At 34.8% G+C, this 23,902-nt stretch carries 35 protein-coding genes and 1 pseudogene; 25 read left to right on the top strand and 11 right to left on the bottom strand.

What is annotated here, in order from left to right; translation table 11 throughout:
* Positions 1-106: 106 nt before the first annotated feature.
* Both DN408_RS10390 and DN408_RS10385 read left to right on the top strand, forming a co-directional pair.
* Positions 107-322: a DUF3912 family protein gene (locus DN408_RS10390; protein ID WP_002067106.1), complete on the top strand. Its 216-nt coding sequence runs from the start codon at positions 107-109 to the stop codon at positions 320-322.
* A gap of 87 nt (positions 323-409) precedes the next feature.
* Positions 410-802, top strand: coding sequence for a hypothetical protein (locus DN408_RS10385; RefSeq protein WP_002190672.1), 393 nt, complete (start codon positions 410-412; stop codon positions 800-802).
* An 80-nt stretch (positions 803-882) separates the two neighbouring features.
* Here DN408_RS10385 and DN408_RS10380 read toward each other — a convergent pair whose 3' ends face one another.
* The 3 genes from DN408_RS10380 to DN408_RS10370 all read right to left on the bottom strand — a co-directional run bounded on the left by DN408_RS10380 (position 883) and on the right by DN408_RS10370 (position 3,603).
* Positions 883-2,277 (bottom strand): L-cystine transporter, encoded by a 1,395-nt coding sequence (locus DN408_RS10380; RefSeq protein WP_147740080.1) that lies wholly within the window; start codon positions 2,275-2,277, stop codon positions 883-885.
* 107 nt (positions 2,278-2,384) lie between these two features.
* Complete coding sequence (locus DN408_RS10375) at positions 2,385-2,627, bottom strand: DUF2626 domain-containing protein (protein ID WP_002015110.1); 243 nt, start codon at positions 2,625-2,627, stop codon at positions 2,385-2,387.
* A 280-nt stretch (positions 2,628-2,907) separates the two neighbouring features.
* Complete coding sequence (locus DN408_RS10370; RefSeq protein ID WP_002014995.1) at positions 2,908-3,603, bottom strand: helix-turn-helix transcriptional regulator; 696 nt, start codon at positions 3,601-3,603, stop codon at positions 2,908-2,910.
* Positions 3,604-3,808: 205 nt separating this feature from the next.
* Between DN408_RS10370 and comGA the strand changes: the two genes are divergently transcribed.
* The 10 genes from comGA (at position 3,809) to DN408_RS10320 (ending at position 9,454) form a co-directional block, all read left to right on the top strand.
* Positions 3,809-4,852: a competence type IV pilus ATPase ComGA gene (comGA, locus tag DN408_RS10365; RefSeq protein ID WP_078203155.1), complete on the top strand. Its 1,044-nt coding sequence runs from the start codon at positions 3,809-3,811 to the stop codon at positions 4,850-4,852.
* Positions 4,839-5,876, top strand: coding sequence for a competence type IV pilus assembly protein ComGB (gene comGB, locus DN408_RS10360; RefSeq protein WP_016096112.1), 1,038 nt, complete (start codon positions 4,839-4,841; stop codon positions 5,874-5,876). The genes comGA and comGB overlap by 14 nt, the downstream gene beginning before the upstream one ends.
* An 11-nt stretch (positions 5,877-5,887) precedes the next feature.
* Complete coding sequence (comGC, locus tag DN408_RS10355; RefSeq protein WP_002088623.1) at positions 5,888-6,187, top strand: competence type IV pilus major pilin ComGC; 300 nt, start codon at positions 5,888-5,890, stop codon at positions 6,185-6,187.
* A complete protein-coding gene (gene comGD / locus DN408_RS10350; RefSeq protein WP_078178172.1) occupies positions 6,184-6,639 on the top strand; it encodes a competence type IV pilus minor pilin ComGD in 456 nt (151 codons plus the stop codon). Before comGC ends, comGD begins: the two co-directional genes overlap by 4 nt.
* Positions 6,632-6,928, top strand: coding sequence for a hypothetical protein (locus DN408_RS10345; protein ID WP_002088621.1), 297 nt, complete (start codon positions 6,632-6,634; stop codon positions 6,926-6,928). The genes comGD and DN408_RS10345 overlap by 8 nt, the downstream gene beginning before the upstream one ends.
* Positions 6,912-7,373 (top strand): competence type IV pilus minor pilin ComGF, encoded by a 462-nt coding sequence (gene comGF / locus DN408_RS10340; protein ID WP_147740079.1) that lies wholly within the window; start codon positions 6,912-6,914, stop codon positions 7,371-7,373. The genes DN408_RS10345 and comGF overlap by 17 nt, the downstream gene beginning before the upstream one ends.
* On the top strand, positions 7,370-7,741 hold the full coding sequence (gene comGG / locus DN408_RS10335; RefSeq protein ID WP_002167676.1) for a competence type IV pilus minor pilin ComGG: 372 nt from the start codon (positions 7,370-7,372) through the stop codon (positions 7,739-7,741). Before comGF ends, comGG begins: the two co-directional genes overlap by 4 nt.
* Positions 7,742-7,915: 174 nt before the next feature.
* Entirely contained in the window at positions 7,916-8,566 is a 651-nt protein-coding gene (locus DN408_RS10330; protein ID WP_002167677.1) for a 2OG-Fe(II) oxygenase, read from the top strand.
* A 151-nt stretch (positions 8,567-8,717) separates the two neighbouring features.
* A complete protein-coding gene (locus tag DN408_RS10325) occupies positions 8,718-9,215 on the top strand; it encodes a shikimate kinase (protein WP_002167678.1) in 498 nt (165 codons plus the stop codon).
* A gap of 38 nt (positions 9,216-9,253) precedes the next feature.
* On the top strand, positions 9,254-9,454 hold the full coding sequence (locus DN408_RS10320) for a YqzE family protein (RefSeq protein WP_002015009.1): 201 nt from the start codon (positions 9,254-9,256) through the stop codon (positions 9,452-9,454).
* 66 nt (positions 9,455-9,520) lie between these two features.
* On the opposite strand, the gene DN408_RS10315 is transcribed toward DN408_RS10320, so the two are convergent.
* Positions 9,521-10,156 (bottom strand): VC0807 family protein, encoded by a 636-nt coding sequence (locus tag DN408_RS10315; protein ID WP_002015010.1) that lies wholly within the window; start codon positions 10,154-10,156, stop codon positions 9,521-9,523.
* A gap of 128 nt (positions 10,157-10,284) precedes the next feature.
* Positions 10,285-10,402: pseudogene (locus tag DN408_RS32325) on the bottom strand (GTP pyrophosphokinase).
* Between the two features lie 71 nt (positions 10,403-10,473).
* On the opposite strand from DN408_RS32325, the gene DN408_RS10305 reads away from it, so the two are divergent.
* Both DN408_RS10305 and DN408_RS31940 read left to right on the top strand, forming a co-directional pair.
* Positions 10,474-10,701, top strand: a complete 228-nt coding sequence (locus DN408_RS10305; RefSeq protein WP_000032698.1) for a hypothetical protein — start codon at positions 10,474-10,476, stop codon at positions 10,699-10,701.
* A 98-nt stretch (positions 10,702-10,799) separates the two neighbouring features.
* Positions 10,800-10,931: a hypothetical protein gene (locus tag DN408_RS31940; protein WP_002129080.1), complete on the top strand. Its 132-nt coding sequence runs from the start codon at positions 10,800-10,802 to the stop codon at positions 10,929-10,931.
* Between the two features lie 42 nt (positions 10,932-10,973).
* On the opposite strand, the gene DN408_RS10300 is transcribed toward DN408_RS31940, so the two are convergent.
* Together DN408_RS10300 and DN408_RS10295 are read right to left on the bottom strand one after the other, a co-directional pair.
* A complete protein-coding gene (locus DN408_RS10300) occupies positions 10,974-11,768 on the bottom strand; it encodes a YqhG family protein (RefSeq protein ID WP_002088611.1) in 795 nt (264 codons plus the stop codon).
* Positions 11,755-13,437, bottom strand: a complete 1,683-nt coding sequence (locus DN408_RS10295) for a DEAD/DEAH box helicase (protein WP_016120803.1) — start codon at positions 13,435-13,437, stop codon at positions 11,755-11,757. Before DN408_RS10295 ends, DN408_RS10300 begins: the two co-directional genes overlap by 14 nt.
* A 391-nt stretch (positions 13,438-13,828) precedes the next feature.
* On the opposite strand from DN408_RS10295, the gene gcvT reads away from it, so the two are divergent.
* From gcvT to DN408_RS10240, 11 genes are all read left to right on the top strand, one after another.
* Positions 13,829-14,929 carry a glycine cleavage system aminomethyltransferase GcvT gene (gene gcvT / locus DN408_RS10290; RefSeq protein ID WP_002034013.1) on the top strand — a complete coding sequence of 367 codons (1,101 nt, stop codon included), beginning with the start codon at positions 13,829-13,831 and terminating at the stop codon, positions 14,927-14,929.
* A 20-nt stretch (positions 14,930-14,949) separates the two neighbouring features.
* Entirely contained in the window at positions 14,950-16,293 is a 1,344-nt protein-coding gene (gene gcvPA / locus DN408_RS10285; protein ID WP_002015020.1) for an aminomethyl-transferring glycine dehydrogenase subunit 1, read from the top strand.
* Positions 16,290-17,765: an aminomethyl-transferring glycine dehydrogenase subunit 2 gene (gcvPB, locus tag DN408_RS10280; protein ID WP_002122485.1), complete on the top strand. Its 1,476-nt coding sequence runs from the start codon at positions 16,290-16,292 to the stop codon at positions 17,763-17,765. Before gcvPA ends, gcvPB begins: the two co-directional genes overlap by 4 nt.
* A 284-nt stretch (positions 17,766-18,049) precedes the next feature.
* Complete coding sequence (locus tag DN408_RS10275; RefSeq protein WP_000262495.1) at positions 18,050-18,253, top strand: DUF3929 family protein; 204 nt, start codon at positions 18,050-18,052, stop codon at positions 18,251-18,253.
* Positions 18,254-18,323: 70 nt separating this feature from the next.
* On the top strand, positions 18,324-18,515 hold the full coding sequence (locus DN408_RS10270) for a hypothetical protein (RefSeq protein ID WP_002088608.1): 192 nt from the start codon (positions 18,324-18,326) through the stop codon (positions 18,513-18,515).
* 118 nt (positions 18,516-18,633) lie between these two features.
* Entirely contained in the window at positions 18,634-19,008 is a 375-nt protein-coding gene (locus DN408_RS10265; RefSeq protein ID WP_002184968.1) for a GntR family transcriptional regulator, read from the top strand.
* A gap of 3 nt (positions 19,009-19,011) precedes the next feature.
* Positions 19,012-19,884, top strand: coding sequence for an ABC transporter ATP-binding protein (locus DN408_RS10260; protein WP_147740078.1), 873 nt, complete (start codon positions 19,012-19,014; stop codon positions 19,882-19,884).
* Positions 19,865-20,533 carry an ABC-2 transporter permease gene (locus DN408_RS10255; protein WP_078178174.1) on the top strand — a complete coding sequence of 223 codons (669 nt, stop codon included), beginning with the start codon at positions 19,865-19,867 and terminating at the stop codon, positions 20,531-20,533. The genes DN408_RS10260 and DN408_RS10255 overlap by 20 nt, the downstream gene beginning before the upstream one ends.
* A gap of 14 nt (positions 20,534-20,547) precedes the next feature.
* Positions 20,548-21,180: an ABC-2 transporter permease gene (locus DN408_RS10250; RefSeq protein WP_002184972.1), complete on the top strand. Its 633-nt coding sequence runs from the start codon at positions 20,548-20,550 to the stop codon at positions 21,178-21,180.
* Positions 21,181-21,212: 32 nt separating this feature from the next.
* Positions 21,213-21,809, top strand: coding sequence for an ABC-2 transporter permease (locus DN408_RS10245; RefSeq protein ID WP_002167684.1), 597 nt, complete (start codon positions 21,213-21,215; stop codon positions 21,807-21,809).
* A gap of 247 nt (positions 21,810-22,056) precedes the next feature.
* The gene (locus DN408_RS10240) at positions 22,057-22,242 is read left to right on the top strand and encodes a hypothetical protein (RefSeq protein ID WP_002143118.1); all 186 of its coding nucleotides are present in this window, start codon (positions 22,057-22,059) and stop codon (positions 22,240-22,242) included.
* A 65-nt stretch (positions 22,243-22,307) separates the two neighbouring features.
* Here the strand turns inward: DN408_RS10240 and DN408_RS10235 are convergent, their stop codons facing one another.
* From DN408_RS10235 to DN408_RS10220, 4 genes are all read right to left on the bottom strand, one after another.
* Complete coding sequence (locus DN408_RS10235; protein ID WP_002129069.1) at positions 22,308-22,565, bottom strand: DUF3975 family protein; 258 nt, start codon at positions 22,563-22,565, stop codon at positions 22,308-22,310.
* Positions 22,566-22,580: 15 nt separating this feature from the next.
* Positions 22,581-22,895: a DMT family transporter gene (locus DN408_RS10230; protein ID WP_002015033.1), complete on the bottom strand. Its 315-nt coding sequence runs from the start codon at positions 22,893-22,895 to the stop codon at positions 22,581-22,583.
* A gap of 1 nt (position 22,896) precedes the next feature.
* The gene (locus DN408_RS10225; protein ID WP_002111782.1) at positions 22,897-23,229 is read right to left on the bottom strand and encodes a DMT family transporter; all 333 of its coding nucleotides are present in this window, start codon (positions 23,227-23,229) and stop codon (positions 22,897-22,899) included.
* 71 nt (positions 23,230-23,300) lie between these two features.
* Entirely contained in the window at positions 23,301-23,882 is a 582-nt protein-coding gene (locus DN408_RS10220; protein WP_002034003.1) for a TetR/AcrR family transcriptional regulator, read from the bottom strand.
* Positions 23,883-23,902: the final 20 nt, after the last annotated feature.

The raw sequence follows: 23,902 nt of genomic DNA, 5'->3' as shown, positions 1-23,902 counted from the left end.
TCTTTTATTGTTTCGTCATATATATAGAGAAATAGTGCAATGAAAGGAAATTTTCCGAGGTGGAGATTGTATTTCCAATTTGAGCGCAGTAAAAGAGGTGAGAATCTTGAACTTTGATATTGTAGGACAAAAAGCATATATAAAAGATGGGCCGCATCGGAACCGAATTGGAACTGTAAAGAAAAATGAAAAACAATTAGAATCCCATTTTGCTATTGTAATTGGAGAACAAAGTATTGATGTAGAGCTAAAGGATATCGTGTTAGTTGGAGTAGATGTAGGACAATTTCATAAATGGTGCGAGCAAAATGGTTATTTGTGAAAGGGACGGGCTGTGAGATAATGAAATATATTTGAGAAAAGAGAATATGTTATTATATTCTCTTTTTCTATGTGTGGGGATACGGAAATGAAGTATAAAGAACAAGAGTTTACATTGGAGTTGAAAGAGAACATTAAAGGTATGGAAAAGGAAATCGAGCGAATATCACTTGGATTTTTTAAAGCGTATTCGCATTTATACATAGGGAAAAATATGAAATTAGATATGGGATTTGAAAGAGAAAAAGAGAATCCCTTTGAAATAGGATATTATTCATCAGTTTCTATAGCGATATTAGATGAAGAAGGAGAGATGATTGAATTTTACATTATTCCAATTTGGAGATGCGAAAATACTTTTTTAGGGATGCCAACTCAGTCGAGAGTTTGGGGGAGTAAGAAAGTAGGGGAACTTGTTGATGAATCTTGTTATGAGATTGAGGAAGAGTTAAAAGAGCAACTAGAAGAATACTTGGAGTGATAACTTTCAAGAGAAGATGTATAGAGATGGAACATAATAAAAAAGACGCTAACAGTATAAATTGTTAGCGTCCTTTTTTATTATGAAGCAATCTCACCAGTTTTTACATCATCTTGATTGTACGTATCCTGATCTAATTCACCAAGCCATTTACTAGAAATAAGACCAGCTGTCATAGAACCACTTACGTTAAGAGCTGTACGACCCATATCGATTAATGGTTCAACTGAGATAACAAGAGCGACAATGCCGATTGGTAAGTTCATTGTAGATAGTACGATTAACGCTGCGAATGTTGCACCGCCACCAACACCGGCAACACCGAATGAGCTAATAGCAACGACAGCGATTAAAGTTAAAATGAATTGTGGTTGTAATGGATCAATTCCTACAGTTGGAGCGACCATCATAGCAAGCATTGCTGGATAAATACCTGCGCAACCGTTTTGACCGATAGATACCCCAAAGGATGCAGCGAAGTTAGCGATTCCTTCAGAAATACCAAGCTTTTCTTTTTGAGCTTCAATATTTAATGGCATTGCACCAGCACTAGAGCGAGATGTAAATGCAAATGTTAATACAGGGAACACTTTTTTCAAATATTGAATTGGATTTAAACCAGATAATGCGATTAATAATAAGTGAATGATAAACATTACGATAAGAGCTACGTAAGATGCTAACACGAAGTTACCAAGTTTTAAAATAGCGTTAATATCGCTACCAGCAACTGTCTTTGCCATAAGAGCTAATACGCCGTATGGAGTAAGACGTAAAATTAATGTTACCATACGCATTACGATTGCATATACAGCATCAAGCATTTTCTTAAATAGCTCTGCTTGTTCTGGATATTTTCGTTTTACACCTATAAAGGCAATCCCGATAAAGGCTGCAAATATTACAACAGAAATTGTTGATGTTGGACGAGCACCTGTTAAATCAAGAAAAGGATTCGTAGGCAACAGTTCTAACAATTTGTCTGGAATTGTTGTCTTTTCAATAGAAGTAAATCTTTCTTCTACTAATTTCAGACGAGCAGATTCTGCATCACCATGTTGTAATCCTGTTGCTGATACATCAAATCCTGCGCTTGCAGCTATACCGACAGCTGCGGCAATTCCTGTAGTAAGAATTAAAATTCCGATAATAAGACCACTGATTTTACCAAGGTTTTTCGTTAATTGTAATTTTGTAAATGCTGAAATAATAGATACTAAAATAAGTGGCATAACGATCATTTGAAGTAATTTCACATAACCGTTACCAATTAAACTAAACCAGGTATTTGATTCGATAATTACTTTAGAAGTAGGTTCATAAATAAATTGTAATATAAGACCAAAGATAATTCCGACTCCTAAAGCAGTAAATACACGTTTATTAAAAGATACATGCTTACGTTGCATATAATACAATACGCCAACTAAAATGAGCATGACTGTGATGTTAATCCCGACAAGCAGTGTATTCATGTTGATTCCCCCTAATTCCAATGTGTTATATAGAATATAAGGTAATAAAACCTATAAGTCAACTAGGGAATTGCGGAATTAAAAAAAAGATGGCAATTTGCCATCTCTTAATGCCCAGCTCCAGGGACAAGTAAAAATGTTGTGTACCATGTAAATCCGATGAAGAAAACGGTTAAATATGCCCCGAATACGTATATATACATACGCTCTGTTAATTTTAAATAACTTAAAAGTACGAAGAATCCTGTTTGTCCTAAAAATAGTAGTGCGGTCGAATGCATATCCCCTACGTAAAACATAACCGAGAAAATTCCAGTCCAAAAGCCGAGAACGCGAAACATGCGCTCCATGCCATCTCCCTCCTTTTCTAAAAAAAGTAAAACCTCTTTTCATTATAGTTTATTTTTCTAACTATTGTAAATATTCATTCATATAAAAAAGAAGCCAATTATAATATTGACTTCTTCTTAGTTGAAAAACTAAATTTGAACTTTATCCCGCTATTTGTGGGCAGTAAAACTCCCACCTCAAAATTCGGCAAAATGCGAGGAAGTTAGGTGGGAGATAACTGCCCGTAAAAGCCCGATTGGTGCGGGCTAATAATCAGTGGGGGAAGAACACCCCCACTGATTAAAGTTTCACTTTATAGTTACAAGATTTGCATCCATCTAGTAGACTATCGTTTCGTGTTAATTCCACGTTCGGGAATAGGATTTCAAAAATCCCCTTCATCATATCTCCGTGCATATTACAAATTTCAGTCGGATGATGCGCAGCAACTTCTTTAAATGGACAATTGTGTACATCATAGAAAATTTTTGTGCCATCTGTACTTAATTCAAAAGCAGGAGATAAGCCAGCTGTTGAGAATGCTTCTTTTGCGATTAGCATTTTTTGTTCTATCGTCAATGCTTCTGCACTTACATTTAAGCGATGCATATGTTGTTGCATTAATTCTTTGCCGAATTGTTTCCCTGTTTCATATAGCGCTTTTTCACCAGCACTACCTAAGCTTAGCAGTGAATTAAATGCTATCTGCGCTAATAATTGATAATCGCGAAATGGGAATTGTAACTGGATGACATCTTGAGACAAGACATATAGCCTGCTTGGTCTGCCGCCTTTCCCAGTTTTTTTTGTTTCTGATTTGAGCATATTAACATCTTCTAATTTAGATAAATGTAAACGCGCTACGTTTGGATGAATGTTAAACTCATCTGCAATTTCTTGTACAGTTACGTAATTATGTTTTTGCGAAATATATTTATAAATATAATAACGAGTAGGGTCAGATAATACACCTGTAATTTTTAAAGCTTGTTCCATGAGGATCTCCACCTTTATCACTTTATCCAAGATATTAACATTATAATACAGATAAACTTCTATATAGGTAATTTCAGACAATAATTCGGAAATTGTTCATAATTTCACAAACATATTTTTCCTTTTTCTCTTAGTGAAAATACAAAATCTCTAATTTTTCTTGTGCATTTTTTTATGATATATACATAGTGAGGAGGGAAACTTGATGAATAGTGTCGAGCTTTTTGCAAATATGATTATGAAAGAAGCTTGTAGGGTGCGAGCATCGGACTTACATATTGTGCCCAGGCAGAAGGATGTGGCGATTCAATTACGTATTGGAAAAGATTTAATTACGAAACGGTGTATTGAGAAAGAATTTGGAGAAAAGCTTGTTTCACACTTTAAATTTTTAGCATCAATGGATATAGGAGAGAGGAGAAAACCTCAAAATGGTTCGTTGTACTTACAAATTGATGGACAAGAAGTGTATTTACGCCTTTCAACACTTCCAACAGTATATCAAGAAAGTCTCGTTATTCGCCTCCATTTACAAGCATCTGTACAGCCACTGTCTCATCTTTCGTTATTTCCAAGTTCAGCGGAAAAATTACTCTCTTTTTTAAAGCATTCTCATGGGTTACTCGTATTTACTGGGCCAACTGGTTCTGGAAAAACAACAACAATGTATGCGTTATTAGAAGTAGCTAGAAAATGGCAAACACGTCGCATTATTACACTGGAAGATCCAGTTGAGCAAAGAAAAGACGGTTTATTACAAATTCAAATAAATGAAAAAGCTGGTATCACATATAAAACGGGATTAAAGGCTATTTTGCGTCATGATCCAGATATTATTTTAGTTGGCGAAATTCGTGATGAAGAAACAGCAAAAGTAGCTGTAAGGGCCAGTTTGACGGGACATTTAGTAATGACAACCTTGCATACAAATGATGCGAAAGGAGCGATACTACGATTTATGGATTATGGTATTACAAGGCAAGAAATTGAACAATCATTATTAGCAGTAGCTGCTCAGCGGCTCGTCGAATTAAAATGTCCATTTTGCAGAGGGAAGTGTGCAACTTTATGTAAATCAATGAGGAAAGTGAGACAGGCAAGCATTTATGAACTGTTATATGGATATGAATTAAAACAAGCGATTAAAGAAGCAAGTGGAGAACATGTTACGTATCACTATAAAACGTTGGAATCGTCGGTTCGAAAAGGGTATGCTTTAGGCTTTTTAGAAGAAGATGTATATGTTTAAGAGAAAATGGAGTTTAAGTGATCAAGCATTATTATGTAAAAGATTAAGTGATTTATTAGAGAAAGGTTACTCACTTTTGCAGGCGTTAGAATTTTTGCAGTTGCAACTACCATTAGGGAAGAAATTACAGTTACAGCGTATGATCGAGGGATTGAAAAATGGACAAAGTTTGCACGCTTCTTTTCACCAATTAATGTTTCACTCTGAGATGTTAAGTTATTTGTTTTATGCAGAGCGACATGGTGACATTTCTTTTGCTTTGCAACAAGGGAGCGTACTTCTTTACAAGAAAGATAAATATAGGAAAGATATGATGAAAGTAATGCGATATCCTATGTTTTTATCATTTTTTTTAATGATTATGCTTTCTGTTTTTAACCTCATTTTATTGCCTCAGTTTGAAATGATGTATAGTTCTTTACGTTCTACAGCACCACCACTTACGGAGCAAATTTTAGTTGCAATTAAATTATTACCCTACTTCATTTATATGATTGTTCTTATCGTTATAACGGGATTTAGTTTATATATATTTTATTTCCGAAAACTTCCGCCTACTCAAAAGGTAAAGATTATGATCCGTATTCCCCTTATGAAAACATTTCTTATTTTAAATCATTCGCATTATTTTTCCACTCAATTAAGTGGTTTATTACACGGTGGATTGTCGGTACACGAAGCATTAACAATAATGATGAAGCAAAAGTATCATCCGTTCTTTCAGTATGAAGCAGACCGAATTGAGCGGCAATTAATTGCAGGAGAACCGTTACAATCTATTATTGATAAAAGCGGTTATTACGAAAAAGAACTTTCTTATATCATTACGCATGGACAAGCAAACGGTAATTTAGCAAATGAGCTTGGTGATTACAGTGAGCTCATTATTGAAAAGGTAGAACAAAAAATTAAACGTATGTTATTTGTGATTCAACCCATTTTATTTACATGTCTTGGGGTTATAGTCATTTTGATGTACTTAGCGATGATTATGCCGATGTTTCAAATGATGAATTCTATATAGGGGGCATTTACATGCAGAATGAGGAGGGTTTTACTCTTTTAGAAATGTTATTAGTTATGGTTGTCATAACTGTATTATTACTATTAATTATTCCAAATGTAGTTACACAGCGCTCATCCGTCCAAGGAAAAGGATGTGCAGCCTATGTGAAATCTATAGAAGCACAAATACAAGCATATCACTTGCAACATAATAAGATTCCATCAATAGAGGAACTTGAAACAGGAAAGTATATTACTTCAAAAACTTGCCCGAAAGGTGAACCAATCCATATTTCCGATGATGGTACGGTATCAGCTGGGAAATCGTGAAGCAAAAAGGTTTTACTCTTTTAGAAATGCTACTTGTCTTATTTGCTATTTCTGTACTGAGTGTTGTTACGCATTTTAACGTTACTTCATTACATGAAAAACAAAAAGTTGAGCAGTTTTTGAAACAGTTTTCAAATGATATTTTGTATATGCAGCAGTTAGCGATTAAGCGTCAAAAACATTATACGTTACGCTGGTTTAAAGGGAAACAGATGTATTATATTTCGGAATCGGAGACAGACCTTTTAATTGTTAAGAGAGAATATGATAAAGATGTCCAAATGGATTTGCATACCTTTCCAAATCCAATGACATATAATCCGAGCGGGAATATTAATAGGGGTGGTACGATTTTACTTTCCTATCGAGGGTATAAATATGAGATTGTATTTCAGCTTGGAAGAGGGAGATTTACGTATCGTGAAGTGTCAAAAAGGATCAGTAATGGTTGAAATGGTTGTAGCGTTAAGTTTAATAATGATGGCAGCATCGTTATTGCTCCCGCAAACATTATTAATTATGCAAGAAAGAAAAAATATAAAAATGAGCTATAAAGCATTAATATTATTAAAAAAAGAAGCGGCCTTATTTAAGTATGAGAATGAGGAAAAGCGAGTAAAAGAGCAAGTCATAAAAGGAATTGTATATTACACATATTGGAGAGGAGATGAAGTTTGTACGATGTGGAAAGATATGAGAGGAAAGGCGATGGAGCAATGCCTTTATGCAAAGGAAAAATAAAAAAGAAGCGGGATTTACATTAATAGAAATGATTGCATGTTTGTTGCTTTTATCAATGTTCTTTTTACTTTTACCGCGTCTTCATATTATGGGGATAGAAAATACACATTCAAAAGGATTAAATGACTGGGAGTGGGATGTGTTTTTAGGACAAATGCAATTAGAGTTTCGTGAAGTATTAAGTGGGAGGAAGATAGAGCTAGAAAACGGTGGGAATATTTTACGCTTCCAACTTCGTAATGGTGATCAGGTGACGTATGAAAAGTTGAATAGTAATTTAATAAGAAAAGTAAATATGCGCGGAAGGGAATTTATATTACAAAGGATTGAAGCGAGTTCGTATAAATTAACACCTCATTTGTTATATATATATGTGAAAGATATAAGTGGTGAAATATATGAAGGCGTGGCTGTGCGCTATAGTGAAATTGAGATAGAAACATGAGAAAACAAGATGGATTTGCAATGCCAGGAACAATTATTTTTCTTATTTTATTCATTTCTTTTTTGATGTACGAAACGAATATGTTACTTTCGGATAAAAAATTTTATTCTGAAATAGAACAAAGTTTTTTCATGGAGGAACTTGTTGATCGCGCTATTTCAGATATAAAAAGAGAGTTACAGCAAAAAGAAAAAGAGGATGTTTTTTTATTTCAGTATGAAAGAGGAGAAGTGAGTGGAAAGTACGTCTTTGAAAATGATGTTATTATCATTTCGTTGCAATGTGTTACAAAACAGAGAGTTTTCTATACAGTGAGCTTTCGGTATAGGGAAAAGGATAATAAAATATTTGATTGGGTAGAAGGATAATATGTAAAATATATGGAGAAGAACCATGAGTTTCTATTGTGGAGGGAGTCAATTTCTTTGAGGAAAGGGATAAGAATAATGGTCAAAAGTTTAAATTTTCTCAAAAAAGAGAAAGGTAGAAAGAATATGATATATTCATGCTATCCAATCATTTTTTTCTAGGGAGATAAGGAAATGACAAATAACAATCAAATAGGTGAAAATAAGGAACAAACTATTTTTGATCATAAAGGAAATACGATTATGACAGAGGATAGGGAAATACAAATTATTTCAAAATTCGAAGAACCTCTTATTGTCGTATTAGCAAATGTATTAAGTGATGAAGAGTGCGATGAATTAATTGAATTGTCTAAAAGTAAGATGAAACGTTCTAAAGTTGGTTCATCACGTGATGTAAATGATATTCGAACAAGTAGTGGTGCATTTTTGGAAGAGAATGAACTAACTTCGAAGATTGAAAAACGAATTTCATCTATCACGAATGTTCCTGTAGCGCATGGAGAAGGATTGCACATTTTAAATTATGAAGTAGATCAAGAATATAAAGCGCACTATGATTATTTTGCGGAACATAGTAGATCAGCTGCTAATAATCGTATAAGTACTCTTGTGATGTACTTAAATGATGTAGAAGAAGGCGGAGAAACATTCTTTCCGAAATTAAATCTTTCTGTACACCCTAGAAAGGGAATGGCAGTATACTTTGAGTACTTTTATCAAGATCAATCACTAAATGAGCTTACGTTACATGGAGGGGCACCTGTTACGAAGGGCGAGAAATGGATTGCAACGCAGTGGGTGAGAAGAGGTACTTATAAGTAAAAGTGAGCCAGCTTGTTTGATTACGAGAAAATAGTGAGTATGTTACGTTTTGTTCTTCATAGTATAAGAAGAACAAAACGTTTTTTTATTAAATAAAGTAACATCTTTCGTTATAATAACAAATAATAACGGATGATTGAGAGGAACGAAAATGAAATCTATATACATAACCGGCTATATGGGAGTCGGGAAAACAACAATTGGAAAAGCGTTAAGTAAAGAACTCCATATGGAAGTTGTAGATACAGATCAAAAAATCGAAGAGCAGAAAGAGAAAGAGATTCGGTATATTTTTGCAGAAGAAGGCGAAATGGCTTTTCGTGAATATGAAAGTGAAATGTTACGTTCATTACCGGTTCAGAATGTAATTATGACAACTGGTGGAGGGATTATTGAACGAGAGGAAAATCGAAAGTGGATGAAGGAAAATGGAACTGTTGTGTATTTATATTGCGATCCACATGTAATTGCAGAAAGGCTTCGTGAAGATACGACACGTCCACTATTTCAGAAGAAAGATATAGATGCATTTATAACGAAATTTGAATCGCGCCGAGCTTATTATGAAGAGGCTGATATTCATATCGATACGACAAATAAGTCGGTAAAGCAAATTATGAATGAATTAAAGCAAAAGATTAATGAATAAAAAAGTGGACATACTAATCAAGTAGAGGTGATGATAATATGTCTACTAATGATTATGTACGCTTTGTGACACAGCAATTTGTGTCATATATGGATGCTCCAAAAGAGGATCGAAAACAACAGAAACAACAACGTCGTGCGGAGAAAGAGCCATTCTTAAATAAATGGTTTGGTGTTATGCCACTGAGCGCTGCTTTGTTTTATCGAAATGTAAAAAATAAAAGAAAAAAATCAAGCTAACTTTTTCGTAATATGTCTGGCAAAATAAAGATCCCCTAGTGCAACAAGCTGCTAGGGGATCTTTATTTATTGTTGCACAGATTCTTTTTCTTCAGTAACCGCATGTATCTTATTATTTACCCATACAAACCCTATTCCGATGCAAATAGAAATACCCCAGCCAACAGCGGTCATAATAGCTCTCATTTCACCATATCCATCTACACCGAAAACAGAGATGAAATAGATTTTCAAGAAGCTTTTTAATATAAATTGAAGGCCGAAAAATAGTGTTAAATATTGCAGTGCTGGATATATACGACTATCACGATAAAGCTCACGACTTTTATCACGATCATGACCTTGCAGTGCTGAAATATCCGCTGCGAAATATAACATAAGTGGTTTTTTTATAAAGATTGTACATATAACGATGCAGCCAAGTACGATATGATAATATGCATCATTCCATAGCATTCGTTCCGCTGATCCAGATATTAAGTCTACGGTTGTATTAGAAATGAGTGTAATTAAAATAAAGAACCCTGTAACGTTAAACTGTTTTTCTTTTTTAAAGGTATACAGTGTATAAATAATCCCCGGAACAGAGGAAATTAACATTGCGTAATAAGGATCGATATAAGGTTTTGCAAATTTCCAAATGAGGAATGGGAATACGAGATAAAAGACAAGATCTAATATAGCTTTTTTATTTTGATTCATACAAATCCTCCTTAAGTCATACATATATTTTATAATATAATTTCTGAAAATTGTATAAGGTTTAATAAAAAAAAGAAAAGTAGATGATTAGTAGATTAAAAAAATTGTCCCTAGCGTAGTAAGTTTTTTTAGTATATAATAAAGGAAACGCTTTCATTTTTTGATTTGTTCACAAAATGGATGGAAAATCACATATTTACTATTGATATGTTACTTTATAATGAAACTAATTAAATATACATGCATACAATATTGTGAAATAAATAACATAAATAATCTATATAAATGTAAACGTTATCAAAAGAGAGGTGGAGACAATGAGTAAATTTTTCTTCAATCATAATCCAGCAACATTAGAGGATGGAAGACTGGTTAAGTATGCTGAAATTATTTATGGAGAAGGTGGCCGTTCTGTATTAGAAAATTTAATGGTGAAGGCATCTATCAGATTACGTGATCGTTATCCGAATAAATCTGACGAACAGATCTCGAACCTCGTAAATCAAGGCATCCATGATATGTTTCAAAAATACGTGAATGAGTAAGAGCAGCTACTGGCTGCTCTTATTTTTTTGTATAAGGATTGTGCCTCTAGCTGAAAATAAAGATGCATTTTGAAACATGCAAAAAGGAGGCGAAAAAGATGAGTAATGGAATTGGTCGTTCAAAAGAGAATCTTCCAACTGATGCAAACCATGTAAGTGCAAAGGATCGTGCATATCAGAAACGTATGACAGAGAAAAAACAGCAAGGGCGTAATGAAGATAGAGAATAGGCTGGGAACATATCTTAAAAGAAGCTCCTTAAGGAGCTTCTTTTAAGATAGAAAATGATTTGCGGTAACATAAAAGAGACCACCGTTTATAATTTGTATTGTAATGCGTGGTTCGTATTGTTCTTGTAATGCTTGCTTTTCAATTTCATAGCTTTCTGGAAGTTCATCGCTATCTTCGTAAAATCGATTTAAAAGGTCTAAATCGTGATTCCAACGCACTCTCGCTTCTTTTGCCCACGTGTGGTCATCTTCAGCGATTATACTTTTTAAAGCATCCTCTATACGTTGTAAGCCACTTTGTGGCTTAATGATAGGTGAGAGGGTAAAACAAAAGTCAGGTATTTTCGGTGTGAGTTTGATCTCTGCTAAAGTGTCATGAAAGTTTGCAATCATTGTCCCGGAAATAAGATGAATACCGATAGAATGAAGTATGTCTTTTTTTCGGTCGCATTGATAAGATACTTTTATATTTACACCAAGCCAAGGATGAAGGGGGGTATGAGTTGCCCCGCTATGTTTCACTTCCTCATATAAACGTATGTATGAACCTAGTTCTTTTGTTGTTTCAAATATTTGATGCAAACGGGGTGAACCGTAATGAATAAGTTCACCGTCGTTTTCTTCGTTTTCTGGATTTGTAATAAGAGTAAGGCGCATCGGGTTCGGAACGCCTCCTGTTTTTTCAAGATAGTGCCAATAGAAAGGGCGGTTCATTAATAATTTATCCATTTCAATTGTTAACTGTACGTCTAATAGGTGAGGGGAACGTTCTAAAATTTCGCAGTTATTCGCCTCAAAAAAGTTATATAAGTAATTATGAATTTCATTTTGCTGCATAGTCTTGCACCTCTGCTTCATTGCGCTTCGCAAAATCGATAATAGATGTTAAATTTTCCATCTTGATTCGAATTTCACCTTCGCTTTTTGAATGCGCGAAAATTTCTTGAATATGCGCATCAATATTTTTCATGTTGATTCTCGTTAAAATTTCATCGAGTTCACCGATTACACGTTCAAATAAATTAATTTTTTCATATAGTAGTTTTAAAATGTGCTCTTCAACAGTGTGCTTTGTTGCTAAGTTATAAATATGAACATCATTTTTTTGTCCAAGACGGTGAATACGTCCAATCCTTTGCTCGAGTCGCATTGGATTCCACGGTAAGTCGTAATTAATCATATGGCTACAAAATTGTAAGTTAATTCCTTCACCACCAGCTTCGGTCGCAATTAATACTTGGGCATGATTTTGGAAAAGCTCCTTCATCCAATCTTTCTTCCCGCGCTTAAATCCACCGCGAAATGGAACAGAGGAAATGCCATGTTGTTGTAAGAACCATTGTAAATACATTTGTGAAGCTCTATATTCAGTGAAGATAATGACTTTATCGTCAACTTCTTTTATAAGCTCTAGTGCTTTATTTGCTTTGGAGTTGAACGGAATATGATTAATTTTGTCCATCAGCACATCAATATGTGGGTCCTTTATGTAGTGCTCATTTTCTTTCTGTCTTTTTTCTACATGTTTTTTTAGTGAATAGTAAACAGCTTCACGACTACTACATGCTTCCCGTTTTAAAGTTAAGGATGAGAAAGCAGATGTGACGGCATCTTGTCCACGCCAATTTTCAATTTCATTATACAAAGCTTGTTCTTCTTCATTGAATTCAACGAAGATTGTTCGTACATGCCTCTTCGGCCAATCAATGCCAGTGTTATTGCGTCTATTTCGAACCATTACTTTATTGATAAGAGCTTTTAAATCTTCATCGGATTCAGTGGAACGATTTTTGGAAGCGTAATATTCTTCAAAATTAGATTGATTGCCTAAATGACCTGGTTTTAATAAAGAAACGAGGTTGAAGATTTCATCGATTTTATTTTGAACAGGAGTTGCAGTTAGTAATAAACAAAACTTCTTTTTTAATCGCTGTGCAAATTCATAGTTTTTTGTTTTATTATTTTTTAGTTTATGTGCTTCATCGATAATAATAAGGTCATACTCTAGGTTTAAAACGATATCGCGATGCGGTGAACGTTTCGCAGTATCGATTGATGAAACGATGACATCAGCTTGTTCCCAAGAATAACTTTTCTTTTGAGCGACCGCAGGAATAAAAAATTTTGTGTTTAGTTCATACGCCCACTGAGATACGAGAGAAGCTGGAACGAGAATGAGTACCTTTTTTACAAGTCCTCGAACCATATATTCTTTTAAAATAAGTCCAGCTTCAATCGTTTTTCCAAGTCCGACTTCGTCTGCTAGAATCGCTTTACCATTCATTTGTTCAATGACATTTTGAGCGACCTCTAATTGATGTGGAAGCGGCGTGAAATGTGATAAATGTTTCGGTGCTTGCAATCCATCAAAAGTAGGGACGAGTAACGATTTCTCTGTTTTATAAGCTAAATGATATAAATCCCAATTTGTCCAAGGACCATCTTCATCAATTCTTTTTAAAAAATTGTTTTGCCACGTTCGATCTACGGAAATATCGACATTCATTAAGACTCTCCCACCTTTTATAAACTAAAGTGATTATTTAAAAAATCTTTATTATAAGCCTCGTAATAAGGCGCTATCACAATTACTAAAAGTTAAAGAATAGGCAATGATAAAGGGCTAAATTTCAAAATTTGTATTTAATAAGATTAAGAATGAAAAATTCTAAATTATTTTTTATGCTAGAATATTGATGAAATATAGCGAATAATGTTAGGATAATGGTGTGAAATGTGTGGAATCTTTCGTATTTTATCCAAGAAAGTAACTTTTTATTTACGCTTTCATAAAAAAATATACTGAGATTCCGTATAACCTTATCTTTTCAGAATGAAAATGTTTAGATATGGGAAGCAACTTTTATTGATTTGTCAGAGCATAAGGGGGAAAGAGCATGATTACATTACAACGTACACCGTTATTTGATGTATACGCGAAGTATGGTGGGAAAACAGTCGACTTCGGTGGTTGGGAATTACCAGTTCAATTTTCAAGCATTAAAGAGGAACATGAAGCTGTACGTACAGGAGCAGGTTTGTTCGATGTATCTCATATGGGAGAAGTAGAGGTAAAAGGTGTAGATAGTTTAGCATTTTTACAACGTGTTGTTACAAATGACGTATCTACCTTAAAGGTAGGGGGCGCACAATATACAGCTATGTGCTATGAAAATGGTGGCACAGTAGATGACTTATTAATCTACAAACGTGGTGAAGAAGACTATTTATTAGTAATCAATGCATCAAATATCGAGAAAGATTACGAATGGTTAGCTAGCCATGTAATTGGCGATGCGAAAGTAGTCAATGTTTCTAGTGAAGTTGCGCAGCTTGCAATTCAAGGACCAAAAGCAGAAGGCATTTTACAAAAAGTTGTGTCAGAAGATTTGAAAGAAATTAAGTTCTTTAAATTTAAAAATAATATTCTTGTAGATGGAATTCCTGCACTTGTATCTCGTACAGGTTACACAGGTGAAGATGGATTCGAAATTTACTGTAAGAGTGAAGATGCAGCAAAACTTTGGGAGAAACTTCTTGAAGTGGGAGCAGAAGAGGGCTTAAAACCATGTGGCTTAGGTGCTCGTGATACACTTCGCTTCGAAGCAACACTTCCGTTATACGGACAAGAGTTATCAAAAGATATTACACCGATTGAAGCGGGAATTGGCTTTGCGGTAAAACCAAATAAAGAAGCAGATTTCTTTGGAAAAGAAACGTTAAAAGAGCAAAAAGAAAACGGTGCATCTCGTAAATTAGTCGGCATCGAAGTAATCGAACGCGGTATTCCTCGTACGCATTACCCTGTATTTATAGGAGAAGAAAAAATCGGGGAAGTAACGAGTGGTACACAATCTCCAACGTTAAAGAAAAGCATTGGTTTAGCACTAATTGATGTAAAATACGCAGCAGTTGATACAGAAGTAGAAATTGAAATTCGTAATAAACGCGTCAAAGCAGTAGTTGTTCCAACACCATTTTATAAACGTTCAAAGTAACGGGGAGAGGGGTAGATTTCATGTTGCATCGTTATCTTCCAATGACAGAAGAAGACAAAAAAGAAATGTTACAAACGATCGGCGTTCAAACGATCGACGAATTATTCTCTGATATTCCAGAGAGTGTTCGTTTTAAAGGGGATTTAAAAATTAAAGAAGCAAAATCAGAGCCAGAGCTGTTAAAAGAGTTATCTCAAATGGCTAGTAAAAATGCTAATTTAAAAGAATATGCTTCTTTCTTAGGAGCAGGTGTATACGATCATTACGCTCCAGTAATTGTTGATCATGTTATTTCTCGTTCAGAGTTTTATACAGCTTACACACCATACCAACCAGAAATTTCACAAGGGGAATTACAAGCAATTTTTGAATTCCAAACAATGATTTGTGAATTAACAGGAATGGATGTAGCAAACTCTTCTATGTATGACGGAGGTACAGCTTTAGCTGAAGCGGCAATGCTAGCAGCTGGTCATACTCGCAAAAAGAAAATTCTTGTTTCAGCGGCAGTTCATCCAGAATCAAGAGCGGTACTTGAAACATATGCAAAAGGTCAAAATCTTGAAGTTGTTGAAATTGATCATAAAAACGGTGTAACAGATTTAGAAGTATTACAAAGTGAAGTAGATGATACAGTTGCTTGTGTAATCGTTCAATATCCAAACTTCTTCGGACAAGTGGAAAAGTTAGCTGATATCGAAAAAATCGTTCATCAACAAAAATCATTATTTATCGTTTCTTCAAATCCATTATCATTAGGCGCATTAACACCGCCAGGAAAATTCGGTGCTGATGTTGTAATCGGTGATGCACAACCATTCGGTATCCCAACGCAGTTTGGTGGACCGCACTGTGGTTACTTTGCAACAACGAAAGCATTTATGCGTAAAATTCCAGGACGTCTTGTCGGACAAACTGTAGATTCAGATGGTAAACGTGGATTTGTATTAACGTTACAAGCACGTGAACAGCATATTCGTCGTGATAAAGCGACGTCTAACATTTGTTCAAACCAAGCGTTAAATGCATTAGCAGCTTCTGTTGCAATGACGGCACTTGGCAAACAAGGTGTAAAAGAAATGGCACGTCAAAACATTTCTAAAGCACAATATGCAAAACGTCAATTTGAAGCGAAAGGTTTCACAGTAACGTTCGCTGGACCATTCTTTAATGAATTTGTTGTAGATTGTAAACGTCCAGTTAAAGAAATAAATGATGTATTAATACAAAAGAATATTATCGGTGGTTACGACCTAGGCCGTGATTATAAAGAGCATGAAAACCATATGCTTGTAGCGGTAACAGAGCTTCGTACAAAAGAGGAAATTGACACACTTGTAAACGAAATGGGGGCTATCCAATGAAGAACCAAGACCAAGCACTTATTTTTGAAGTGACTAAAGAAGGACGCGTAGGATATAGCTTACCCAAATTAGATGTAGAAGAAGTAAAATTAGAAGATGTGTTTGAGAGTGATTATATTCGAGTAGAAGATGCAGAGCTTCCAGAAGTATCTGAACTTGATATTATGCGCCATTACACAGCGCTTTCAAACCGTAACCACGGTGTGGATTCTGGATTCTATCCACTTGGGTCTTGTACGATGAAATATAATCCGAAAATTAATGAAAACGTAGCTCGTTTCGCAGGCTTTGCAAATATTCATCCACTTCAAGATGAAAAAACAGTGCAAGGTGCAATGGAATTAATGTATGACTTACAAGAACATTTAATTGAAATTACAGGTATGGATACTGTTACGTTACAACCAGCAGCTGGTGCACACGGAGAATGGACAGGATTAATGTTGATTCGTGCATATCATGAAGCGAACGGTGACTTTAACCGTACGAAAGTAATTGTTCCTGACTCTGCTCACGGAACAAACCCGGCGTCTGCAACAGTAGCTGGTTTTGAAACAATTACGGTGAAATCAAATGAACATGGTCTTGTTGACTTAGATGATTTAAAACGTGTTGTAAACGAAGAAACAGCAGCACTTATGTTAACAAATCCAAATACATTAGGCCTATTCGAAGAAAATATTTTAGAAATGGCAGAAATCGTCCATAACGCAGGCGGTAAATTATACTATGATGGTGCAAACTTAAATGCGGTATTAAGCCAAGCACGCCCAGGAGATATGGGATTTGACGTTGTGCATTTAAATCTTCATAAAACATTTACAGGTCCGCATGGCGGCGGTGGCCCAGGTTCTGGTCCAGTAGGTGTGAAAGCTGATTTAATTCCGTACTTACCAAAACCGATTTTAGAGAAAACAGAAAATGGCTATCACTTCAACTATGATCGTCCAGAAGCAATTGGGCGTGTGAAACCATTCTATGGTAACTTCGGAATTAACGTTCGTGCATACACATATATTCGTTCTATGGGCCCAGATGGCTTGCGTGCAGTAACTGAGTATGCTGTATTAAATGCGAACTATATGATGAGAAGATTAGCACCATTCTATGATCTTCCGTTCGATAGACATTGCAAGCATGAATTTGTATTATCAGGTCGTCGTCAAAAGAAACTTGGTGTACGTACATTAGATATTGCAAAACGTCTGCTTGATTTCGGTTACCATCCACCAACAATTTACTTCCCATTAAATGTGGAAGAATGTATTATGATTGAGCCAACAGAAACAGAATCAAAAGAAACATTAGATGGTTTCATTGATAAGATGATTCAAATTGCTAAAGAGGTAGAAGAAAATCCAGAAGTTGTACAAGAAGCACCACATACAACAGTAATAAAACGTTTAGATGAAACATTGGCTGCTCGTAAACCAGTTTTACGTTATGAAAAGCTAGCACCTGTACAAGTGTGATTGCAAAAAAAAGAACTCGCTACATGCGGGTTCTTTTTTTTGCAACATTGGTGCAGCTAGAATGAAAAAAATGTTAAAAATTTATATTTTTTGTTTCATATTGCTGTAAAGATGCGGTTTTATAGGTGATTTTGTTGAAAAAGTCGGTTTGATAAAAGTATTTATTTTTGTTAGAATTTTATTGAAATTAAGAAGATGTGATGAGGTAGAAATTACTCATTTTTATGTATATGTGAAAAAACGAGCAAGACGGGGGTGGAAGCGTGGGATATCGATGTTATAGAATGGTATACCATTTAGAAAATGGAGAAACAATTAAAGATGTAAAAGAATTTTGTTACCGAGACCAAGGGAAAGTGTTAGAAAGAGTAGCACACCGTGTAATGGATAATAGAGAAGTGACAGCGATTGATAAACAAGGAACAATCATTTCAATAGCGTGTGAGGACATTGTAAAGGTAGAACTTGATTACATAACAGAAAGTTAACCTTGAGTCATATCGAATTATTCGATACAATATACTGTTGAATGGTGAAGAGAGAAGAGAGGAGTTTATCATGGGTAATACACGACACTTTTATATGTTTATTTTAGCGTTTGTTCTTGTTGTGGCGTTAACGATTTATTTAATTGTTGATAGCAGCTGGTACAATACAGTTCATCCAGCATTCCTTCTTTTTATGTATGTAGGAATTGCGGTTGTTAGTTTCGGAATGAGAGACGAAATGTTAGATCGCTTTGAAAAGTGATACATATACGAAAGACCAACAGGAAAATGTTGGTCTTTTTTTCTTGCCAAAAATAGGATGGTGTGTATATACTGTATATATAAGATATACACAGTATATACACACACTGGAGGAAAACATGAATATTATTATTTCGAATTCTTCCCAAGACCCTATTTATGTGCAAATAAGAAAACAATTAAGCCAGCTTATTTTAAATGGTGGTTTAAAGGGTGGAGACCAATTACCGTCTATTCGTAGCTTAGCGAAGGAATTACAAGTTAGTGTAATTACAACGAAGCGTGCGTACGAGGAGCTTGAAAAAGAAGGATATATAGAAACTGTTGCTGGGAAGGGGACTTATGTTTCACGTAAAAATAATGAACTACTAAAAGAACAGCGGCTACGTCTATTGGAAAGTAAAGCGGAAGGGATTGTGAATGAAAGTAAAGCGTTGCAGCTTTCACTTGAAGATTTACAGCAGATGATTGCGTGTTTATATGAGGGGGAATAAGAGATGTTAGAGCTAAAAAACGTTTGTAAAACTTATCAAGATTTCTCAGTGAAAAATGTAAGTTTTACATTGCCACGTGGATATATTATGGGATTTATCGGACCGAATGGAGCTGGAAAAAGTACGACGATCAAAATGATTATGAATTTAATCAGAAAAGAGAGCGGTGATATAAAAATTTTTGGTAAGGACAATAAGAAAGCCGAAAAGGAAATAAAACAAAATATTGGTTTTGTATATGATGAAAATCATTATTACGAAGATTTAACGTGTGAGCAAATGAAACGGATTATTGCACCGTTATATAAAAAGTGGGACGAAAAGCAGTATCAATCGTATATGCAGAGATTACAAGTTCCAAAGTCTAAAAAAATTAAAGAGTTATCCAAAGGGATGAAAATGAAATTTGCGATTGCAATCGCACTTTCACACCATGCGGAATTCATTATTATGGATGAACCAACAGCAGGATTAGATCCAGTTGTTCGAAGTGAATTACTTGATATGCTGCAAGAAATTGTGATGGAGGATGAAGTATCTGTCTTATTTTCCACACACATTACTACAGACTTAGAACGCATCGCGGATTACATTACGTTCATCAATGATGGAGAAATTATATTTACTGGTGAGAAAGATGAATTAATGGAGAACTACGTAATCGTAAAGGGAAGCAATGATTTATTAGATCGAGAAGGAAAAGAACTATTTGTTGGATTACGAAAAAATAAGTTTGGTTTCGAAGGTTTAGCGAAGGATAAACAAACAATTGTAGACTGGTTTGGAAATGAGGTTGTACTAGAAAAGCCTAAATTAGATGACATCATTGTATACACTGCGAAAGGGAGAGGTGCCTATGCGTCAGCTCATATATAAAGATTTGTTCTTTTTTCGGGTAACGTGGTTAGTGAATTTTGTTATGCCTCTTTTGTTATTTATGTTAGAGCCAAGTGGTGAATTGTTATTTCCGATGAGTTGTTTATTTATAACCCTTTCCTCGGTTATGACGTTAATCTTTATGGATGAAAGGAATAAAAGTGACATTGTTATAAATAGTTTACCGGTAAGCCGAAAGGATATCATCATTGCTAGATATATTTCCTGTGCAATATTCATTGTTGGTGGCATACTCTCTACGATGTTAGTTGTTTTTCTTATAAGAGGCATTGTGGTTATTGGTGATATCGGTGCCTATCATCCTAATCTATACATTGAAATTCCATGGTATGAAGTAATAAATGGAGTTGTTTACGCCGTATTTTTGGTTGTCACGTTTTTCCCTAGTTATTATGGTACAAAGTCGAAGGTAGTAAGAAGTATAGTATCAGCAGCATCAATAGGAGTGGGGGGAATCCTTTGGATATTTATTAGTGATGGGCTGAATGAAACAACACCTTCATTCATTGAGTGGATTATGAATCCTCTGCATATTGGTGTATTTATAATTGGATTCATTACATTAGTTAGTATGTATATCGCTTCTATGTTTCTAACAATTAAAATTTATGGATCGCGTGATTTATAGAGAGGAGAATTCATATGCAACAGTTGATTTTAAAGGAGTTTTTCTTACATAAGAAGATGTTTCCTTTCTATTTTTTAATACCTATTTTCTCTGTTTTTAGGAATCCCGTCCAACCAATGGGGATTGCAATAGGATTATTTATAACATGTAGTACGATTATATATATTTCTTTTTATCATGAAGAGAAAAGTAAAGCAGAAAAAGTATTAGTGAGTTTGCCTATAACGAGAAAAGAGATAGTTATAGCTAAATATATTTCAAGCTCATTATTTATTATGGCTGGTTTGAGTACAACTTTTATAGTCGTAATATTAGGAAATATTTTATTGAACAGAGACATAGCTATTCCTGGATATGCAATATTTTCAGCAATAGTAGCAACTTTGATCTATTGTGTTGTAACGATACCTGCTAATTACGTTGGAGGATATAAAGCTACTTCTGTTTTGAATGTTATTATGGTTTTGCCTTTAACGGGTATGATTGGCCTTATGTGCAATGTTTTTGGTGATAAAATAATTATGTTAAAAGTACTTCAATCTGAAGATGCTACACTAGCAATGGGTATACTTGGCATCGGAGTGTTAGTAAGTATAGTCATATCAATGTTTCTCTCAATGAAAATGTTTCAGGAAGCAGAGTTATAGAAGGAGCATTTTCATATTAGGAGGTGTAATACATGATCAAGCAATTAATTTTAAAAGATTTCATCATTCAATGGAAATTTTTAATTTGGTACATACTCTATCCTATTCTCTTTTATATGGCTTTAACAGATACGGAAAATCTATTCATAATTATGTCAGTAATTATTACAATTGGGGCAACAGTAAAAACATTTGAAGCAGATAGTAAAAATGAGAGTGAAGTTATAGTAAATAGTTTACCAATATTGAGAAAACAAATTGTATTTGCGAAATATATAGTAGCAATTATTATTCTTTTTATAAGCGTAACGGTCGGTTGTTTCACGATGGGAATGAAGAATGGGGTTAACCTATTTGAATTTATTGAAACGACAATGGTTGCTAGTATTAGCTTTATTTTAGTGTATTTAAGCTTTGTTTTACCGATATCGTTTTGGCTAGGGTATAAAAAAACTATTTTTATTACGATAGTAATATTCATGGCGCCGATTGTTATTTTAGAAACTTTGTTTCAAATCAACCTGGAACAAATTCAACTATACAACTGCGTGTTATTCGTTAGTTCAATTTGCATGTTCATAGTATCTATCTTCGTTTCAGTGAAATTGTATGAGAAAAGAGAATTTTAAAAGGTGCCTCGTAAAAGGCACCTTCTTCAATAACGGCAATACGAGAGCAAAAGTTTATAAACAGAAAGGCTATTAGGCACATCTTTCGGAGTATGTAATATAAAGCTGAAAACGATAACGAAAATGAGAAAGAGGAAAAATAAAAATAGGATCTGCTTATGTATAGAATTTTGCATATAACCCACTCCTTTTTTAGGTAGTATGTCCAAAAGAAAGAAGGATATGAAAAATTTTAGGAGGGAGAATGATGAACAAAAGAAAGTGGTTATATAGAATTGGGGTACTTTTATTTTCAATTGGTCTCATAATAGCAAATTTTTACTCGGATATACCACCGCCATTTCCTAATTTGCATAAAGGGATTGGTATAAGTATTGTCATAGCTGGTCTGCTTTGTCTGATCGCATCAAATTTCTATAGAAAATCAGAATGAATATAAAGTGAAACTTTAATCAGTGGGGGTCTTACTGCCCGTTAATGCGGGATAAAAAAGGACAGTTACTTCTTTTCAGAAGAACTGTCCTTTTTAAATAACTTGTTCCATAGCTTGGCGATACTCCATATAATCACGATTGTAATGGAGGCAATAATTGACCAAGCGATAGATGCAATTTCAAGTGCCATGTTAGGAAGGAATGTAAGAATGGATAATACTTTATGAAACAGCCATTCTATTATATGAAAACTTATTTGTAATAGAATGATAATCCCGAGTGTGATCCATGTTAAGATTTGTTTTCCTTTTTCTTTCCACATGACATTCACCTCACGTTAGCCTAATAATTTTAAGCCAACAGCGCCGCATAGAATGCAGCTTAAGAAGGCAAGGCGACGCCAATCCGCTGACTCGCGGAAAATAAGAATCCCGAGAAGTGCACTTCCGGCAGTTCCGATTCCAGTCCAAATTGCGTAAGCAGTTCCCATCGGTAATGTGTTCATTGCAAGTGATAAGAAGAAGAAACTTACGCCGAAGTTAGCGATTAAAATAACTTTTGGTGCCCAGCCTTTCTTTTCAGTGGCTACTTTCATAAAGAGTACACCAACAATTTCACAAATACCAGCTAGAATTAAAAATACCCAAGCCATTTTATGCAGCCTCCTTCGATTCTTTTTCTTCTGTTACTCGTTTTAAGCCGATTACTCCGAAGAAGATTAAACCAATTAATAATACTTTTACGATAGAGAAAGGTTCTCCGAAGATGAAAATCTCTGTAAGAACGATTCCACCAGCTCCAATTCCTGTAAAGACTGCGTATACAGTGCCGACAGGTAAATCTTTATATGCTCTAAATAATAAGACGAAACTAATTGTAATTAATAGAGCAACACCAGCCCACTCAAGTGGTGCCTCCGCTTTTTTAAGTCCAATAACCCAAAAGATTTCAATAATACCAGCTATGATTACATAAATCCATGCCATATGTCATTTCTCCTTCCTACCAGTCGTTAGGTAAAGGGCTTAAAAACGACGCATTGCAAAGGAGCAATCCGTCAGTTTGAAAGTCCGCGCCAAAATACTTTCCAAGAAGCTTCTAAACGTGTCTCAAAACGATTTAAACCTGCGTATAGTAGTTCAACCATAAGGCCGTCAAGTAAGCATAAAAAAGCCTCCAAAGCGTCTTTTACTTCAATGTTATGCAGTTCATCTTGTTCGCTTGCTCTTTTAAACACAGGGAATAAAAGTTTTCCGACATTTTCAATGTGTACATTCGCTTTATCAATAATTTGTTCGCGAAATGCATCCGGCGGAAAATAAGAAGTTCGTAACCAAAACATTGATTCTTCACTTTCACCAAATCGTTTTGCATAACCTTTTAACAGATTTACTAGCAATTCTTCAGTAGACGATTTTGAAAAATTTTCGATATCGTCAGTGAAGCTTTGTAAATCTTTTTGAAGAGCGGATTCTAAGCATGTAAAATATAGCTCTTCTTTTCCTTTAAAGTGTGCGTAAATCGATGGTTTTTTAATCCCAACTTCTTGAGCAATATTTGCTAATGAAGTTCCTTCATAGCCGTAGCGTGCGAAATGAGAAAGTGCTACAGCTTTAATGCGGTTTGCTGTCATTTTCATCCCCTACCTACCGTTCGTTA

It is taken from the genome of Bacillus sp. AR13-1 (genome assembly GCF_008042285.1).
Classification (GTDB): Bacteria; Bacillota; Bacilli; order Bacillales; family Bacillaceae_G; genus Bacillus_A; species Bacillus_A mycoides.
Note: the sequence above shows the minus strand (reverse complement) of the source record. Positions and strands in the feature narration are given on the sequence as shown.

Bases quoted from the DNA above. Each gene is read 5' to 3' on its own strand.
- DN408_RS10385 (WP_002190672.1), top strand. From the start codon at position 410: ATGAAGTATAAAGAACAAGAGTTTACATTGGAGTTGAAAGAGAACATT.
- DN408_RS10380 (WP_147740080.1), bottom strand. From the start codon at position 2,277: ATGAATACACTGCTTGTCGGGATTAACATCACAGTCATGCTCATTTTA.
- DN408_RS10375 (WP_002015110.1), bottom strand. From the start codon at position 2,627: ATGGAGCGCATGTTTCGCGTTCTCGGCTTTTGGACTGGAATTTTCTCG.
- DN408_RS10370 (WP_002014995.1), bottom strand. From the start codon at position 3,603: ATGGAACAAGCTTTAAAAATTACAGGTGTATTATCTGACCCTACTCGT.
- comGA (WP_078203155.1), top strand. From the start codon at position 3,809: ATGAATAGTGTCGAGCTTTTTGCAAATATGATTATGAAAGAAGCTTGT.
- comGB (WP_016096112.1), top strand. From the start codon at position 4,839: ATGTATATGTTTAAGAGAAAATGGAGTTTAAGTGATCAAGCATTATTA.
- comGC (WP_002088623.1), top strand. From the start codon at position 5,888: ATGCAGAATGAGGAGGGTTTTACTCTTTTAGAAATGTTATTAGTTATG.
- DN408_RS10345 (WP_002088621.1), top strand. From the start codon at position 6,632: ATGGTTGAAATGGTTGTAGCGTTAAGTTTAATAATGATGGCAGCATCG.
- comGF (WP_147740079.1), top strand. From the start codon at position 6,912: ATGCAAAGGAAAAATAAAAAAGAAGCGGGATTTACATTAATAGAAATG.
- comGG (WP_002167676.1), top strand. From the start codon at position 7,370: ATGAGAAAACAAGATGGATTTGCAATGCCAGGAACAATTATTTTTCTT.
- DN408_RS10330 (WP_002167677.1), top strand. From the start codon at position 7,916: ATGACAAATAACAATCAAATAGGTGAAAATAAGGAACAAACTATTTTT.
- DN408_RS10325 (WP_002167678.1), top strand. From the start codon at position 8,718: ATGAAATCTATATACATAACCGGCTATATGGGAGTCGGGAAAACAACA.
- DN408_RS10320 (WP_002015009.1), top strand. From the start codon at position 9,254: ATGTCTACTAATGATTATGTACGCTTTGTGACACAGCAATTTGTGTCA.
- DN408_RS10315 (WP_002015010.1), bottom strand. From the start codon at position 10,156: ATGAATCAAAATAAAAAAGCTATATTAGATCTTGTCTTTTATCTCGTA.
- DN408_RS10305 (WP_000032698.1), top strand. From the start codon at position 10,474: ATGAGTAAATTTTTCTTCAATCATAATCCAGCAACATTAGAGGATGGA.
- DN408_RS31940 (WP_002129080.1), top strand. From the start codon at position 10,800: ATGAGTAATGGAATTGGTCGTTCAAAAGAGAATCTTCCAACTGATGCA.
- DN408_RS10300 (WP_002088611.1), bottom strand. From the start codon at position 11,768: ATGCAGCAAAATGAAATTCATAATTACTTATATAACTTTTTTGAGGCG.
- DN408_RS10295 (WP_016120803.1), bottom strand. From the start codon at position 13,437: ATGAATGTCGATATTTCCGTAGATCGAACGTGGCAAAACAATTTTTTA.
- gcvT (WP_002034013.1), top strand. From the start codon at position 13,829: ATGATTACATTACAACGTACACCGTTATTTGATGTATACGCGAAGTAT.
- gcvPA (WP_002015020.1), top strand. From the start codon at position 14,950: ATGTTGCATCGTTATCTTCCAATGACAGAAGAAGACAAAAAAGAAATG.
- gcvPB (WP_002122485.1), top strand. From the start codon at position 16,290: ATGAAGAACCAAGACCAAGCACTTATTTTTGAAGTGACTAAAGAAGGA.
- DN408_RS10275 (WP_000262495.1), top strand. From the start codon at position 18,050: ATGGTATACCATTTAGAAAATGGAGAAACAATTAAAGATGTAAAAGAA.
- DN408_RS10270 (WP_002088608.1), top strand. From the start codon at position 18,324: ATGGGTAATACACGACACTTTTATATGTTTATTTTAGCGTTTGTTCTT.
- DN408_RS10265 (WP_002184968.1), top strand. From the start codon at position 18,634: ATGAATATTATTATTTCGAATTCTTCCCAAGACCCTATTTATGTGCAA.
- DN408_RS10260 (WP_147740078.1), top strand. From the start codon at position 19,012: ATGTTAGAGCTAAAAAACGTTTGTAAAACTTATCAAGATTTCTCAGTG.
- DN408_RS10255 (WP_078178174.1), top strand. From the start codon at position 19,865: ATGCGTCAGCTCATATATAAAGATTTGTTCTTTTTTCGGGTAACGTGG.
- DN408_RS10250 (WP_002184972.1), top strand. From the start codon at position 20,548: ATGCAACAGTTGATTTTAAAGGAGTTTTTCTTACATAAGAAGATGTTT.
- DN408_RS10245 (WP_002167684.1), top strand. From the start codon at position 21,213: ATGATCAAGCAATTAATTTTAAAAGATTTCATCATTCAATGGAAATTT.
- DN408_RS10240 (WP_002143118.1), top strand. From the start codon at position 22,057: ATGAACAAAAGAAAGTGGTTATATAGAATTGGGGTACTTTTATTTTCA.
- DN408_RS10235 (WP_002129069.1), bottom strand. From the start codon at position 22,565: ATGTGGAAAGAAAAAGGAAAACAAATCTTAACATGGATCACACTCGGG.
- DN408_RS10230 (WP_002015033.1), bottom strand. From the start codon at position 22,895: ATGGCTTGGGTATTTTTAATTCTAGCTGGTATTTGTGAAATTGTTGGT.
- DN408_RS10225 (WP_002111782.1), bottom strand. From the start codon at position 23,229: ATGGCATGGATTTATGTAATCATAGCTGGTATTATTGAAATCTTTTGG.
- DN408_RS10220 (WP_002034003.1), bottom strand. From the start codon at position 23,882: ATGAAAATGACAGCAAACCGCATTAAAGCTGTAGCACTTTCTCATTTC.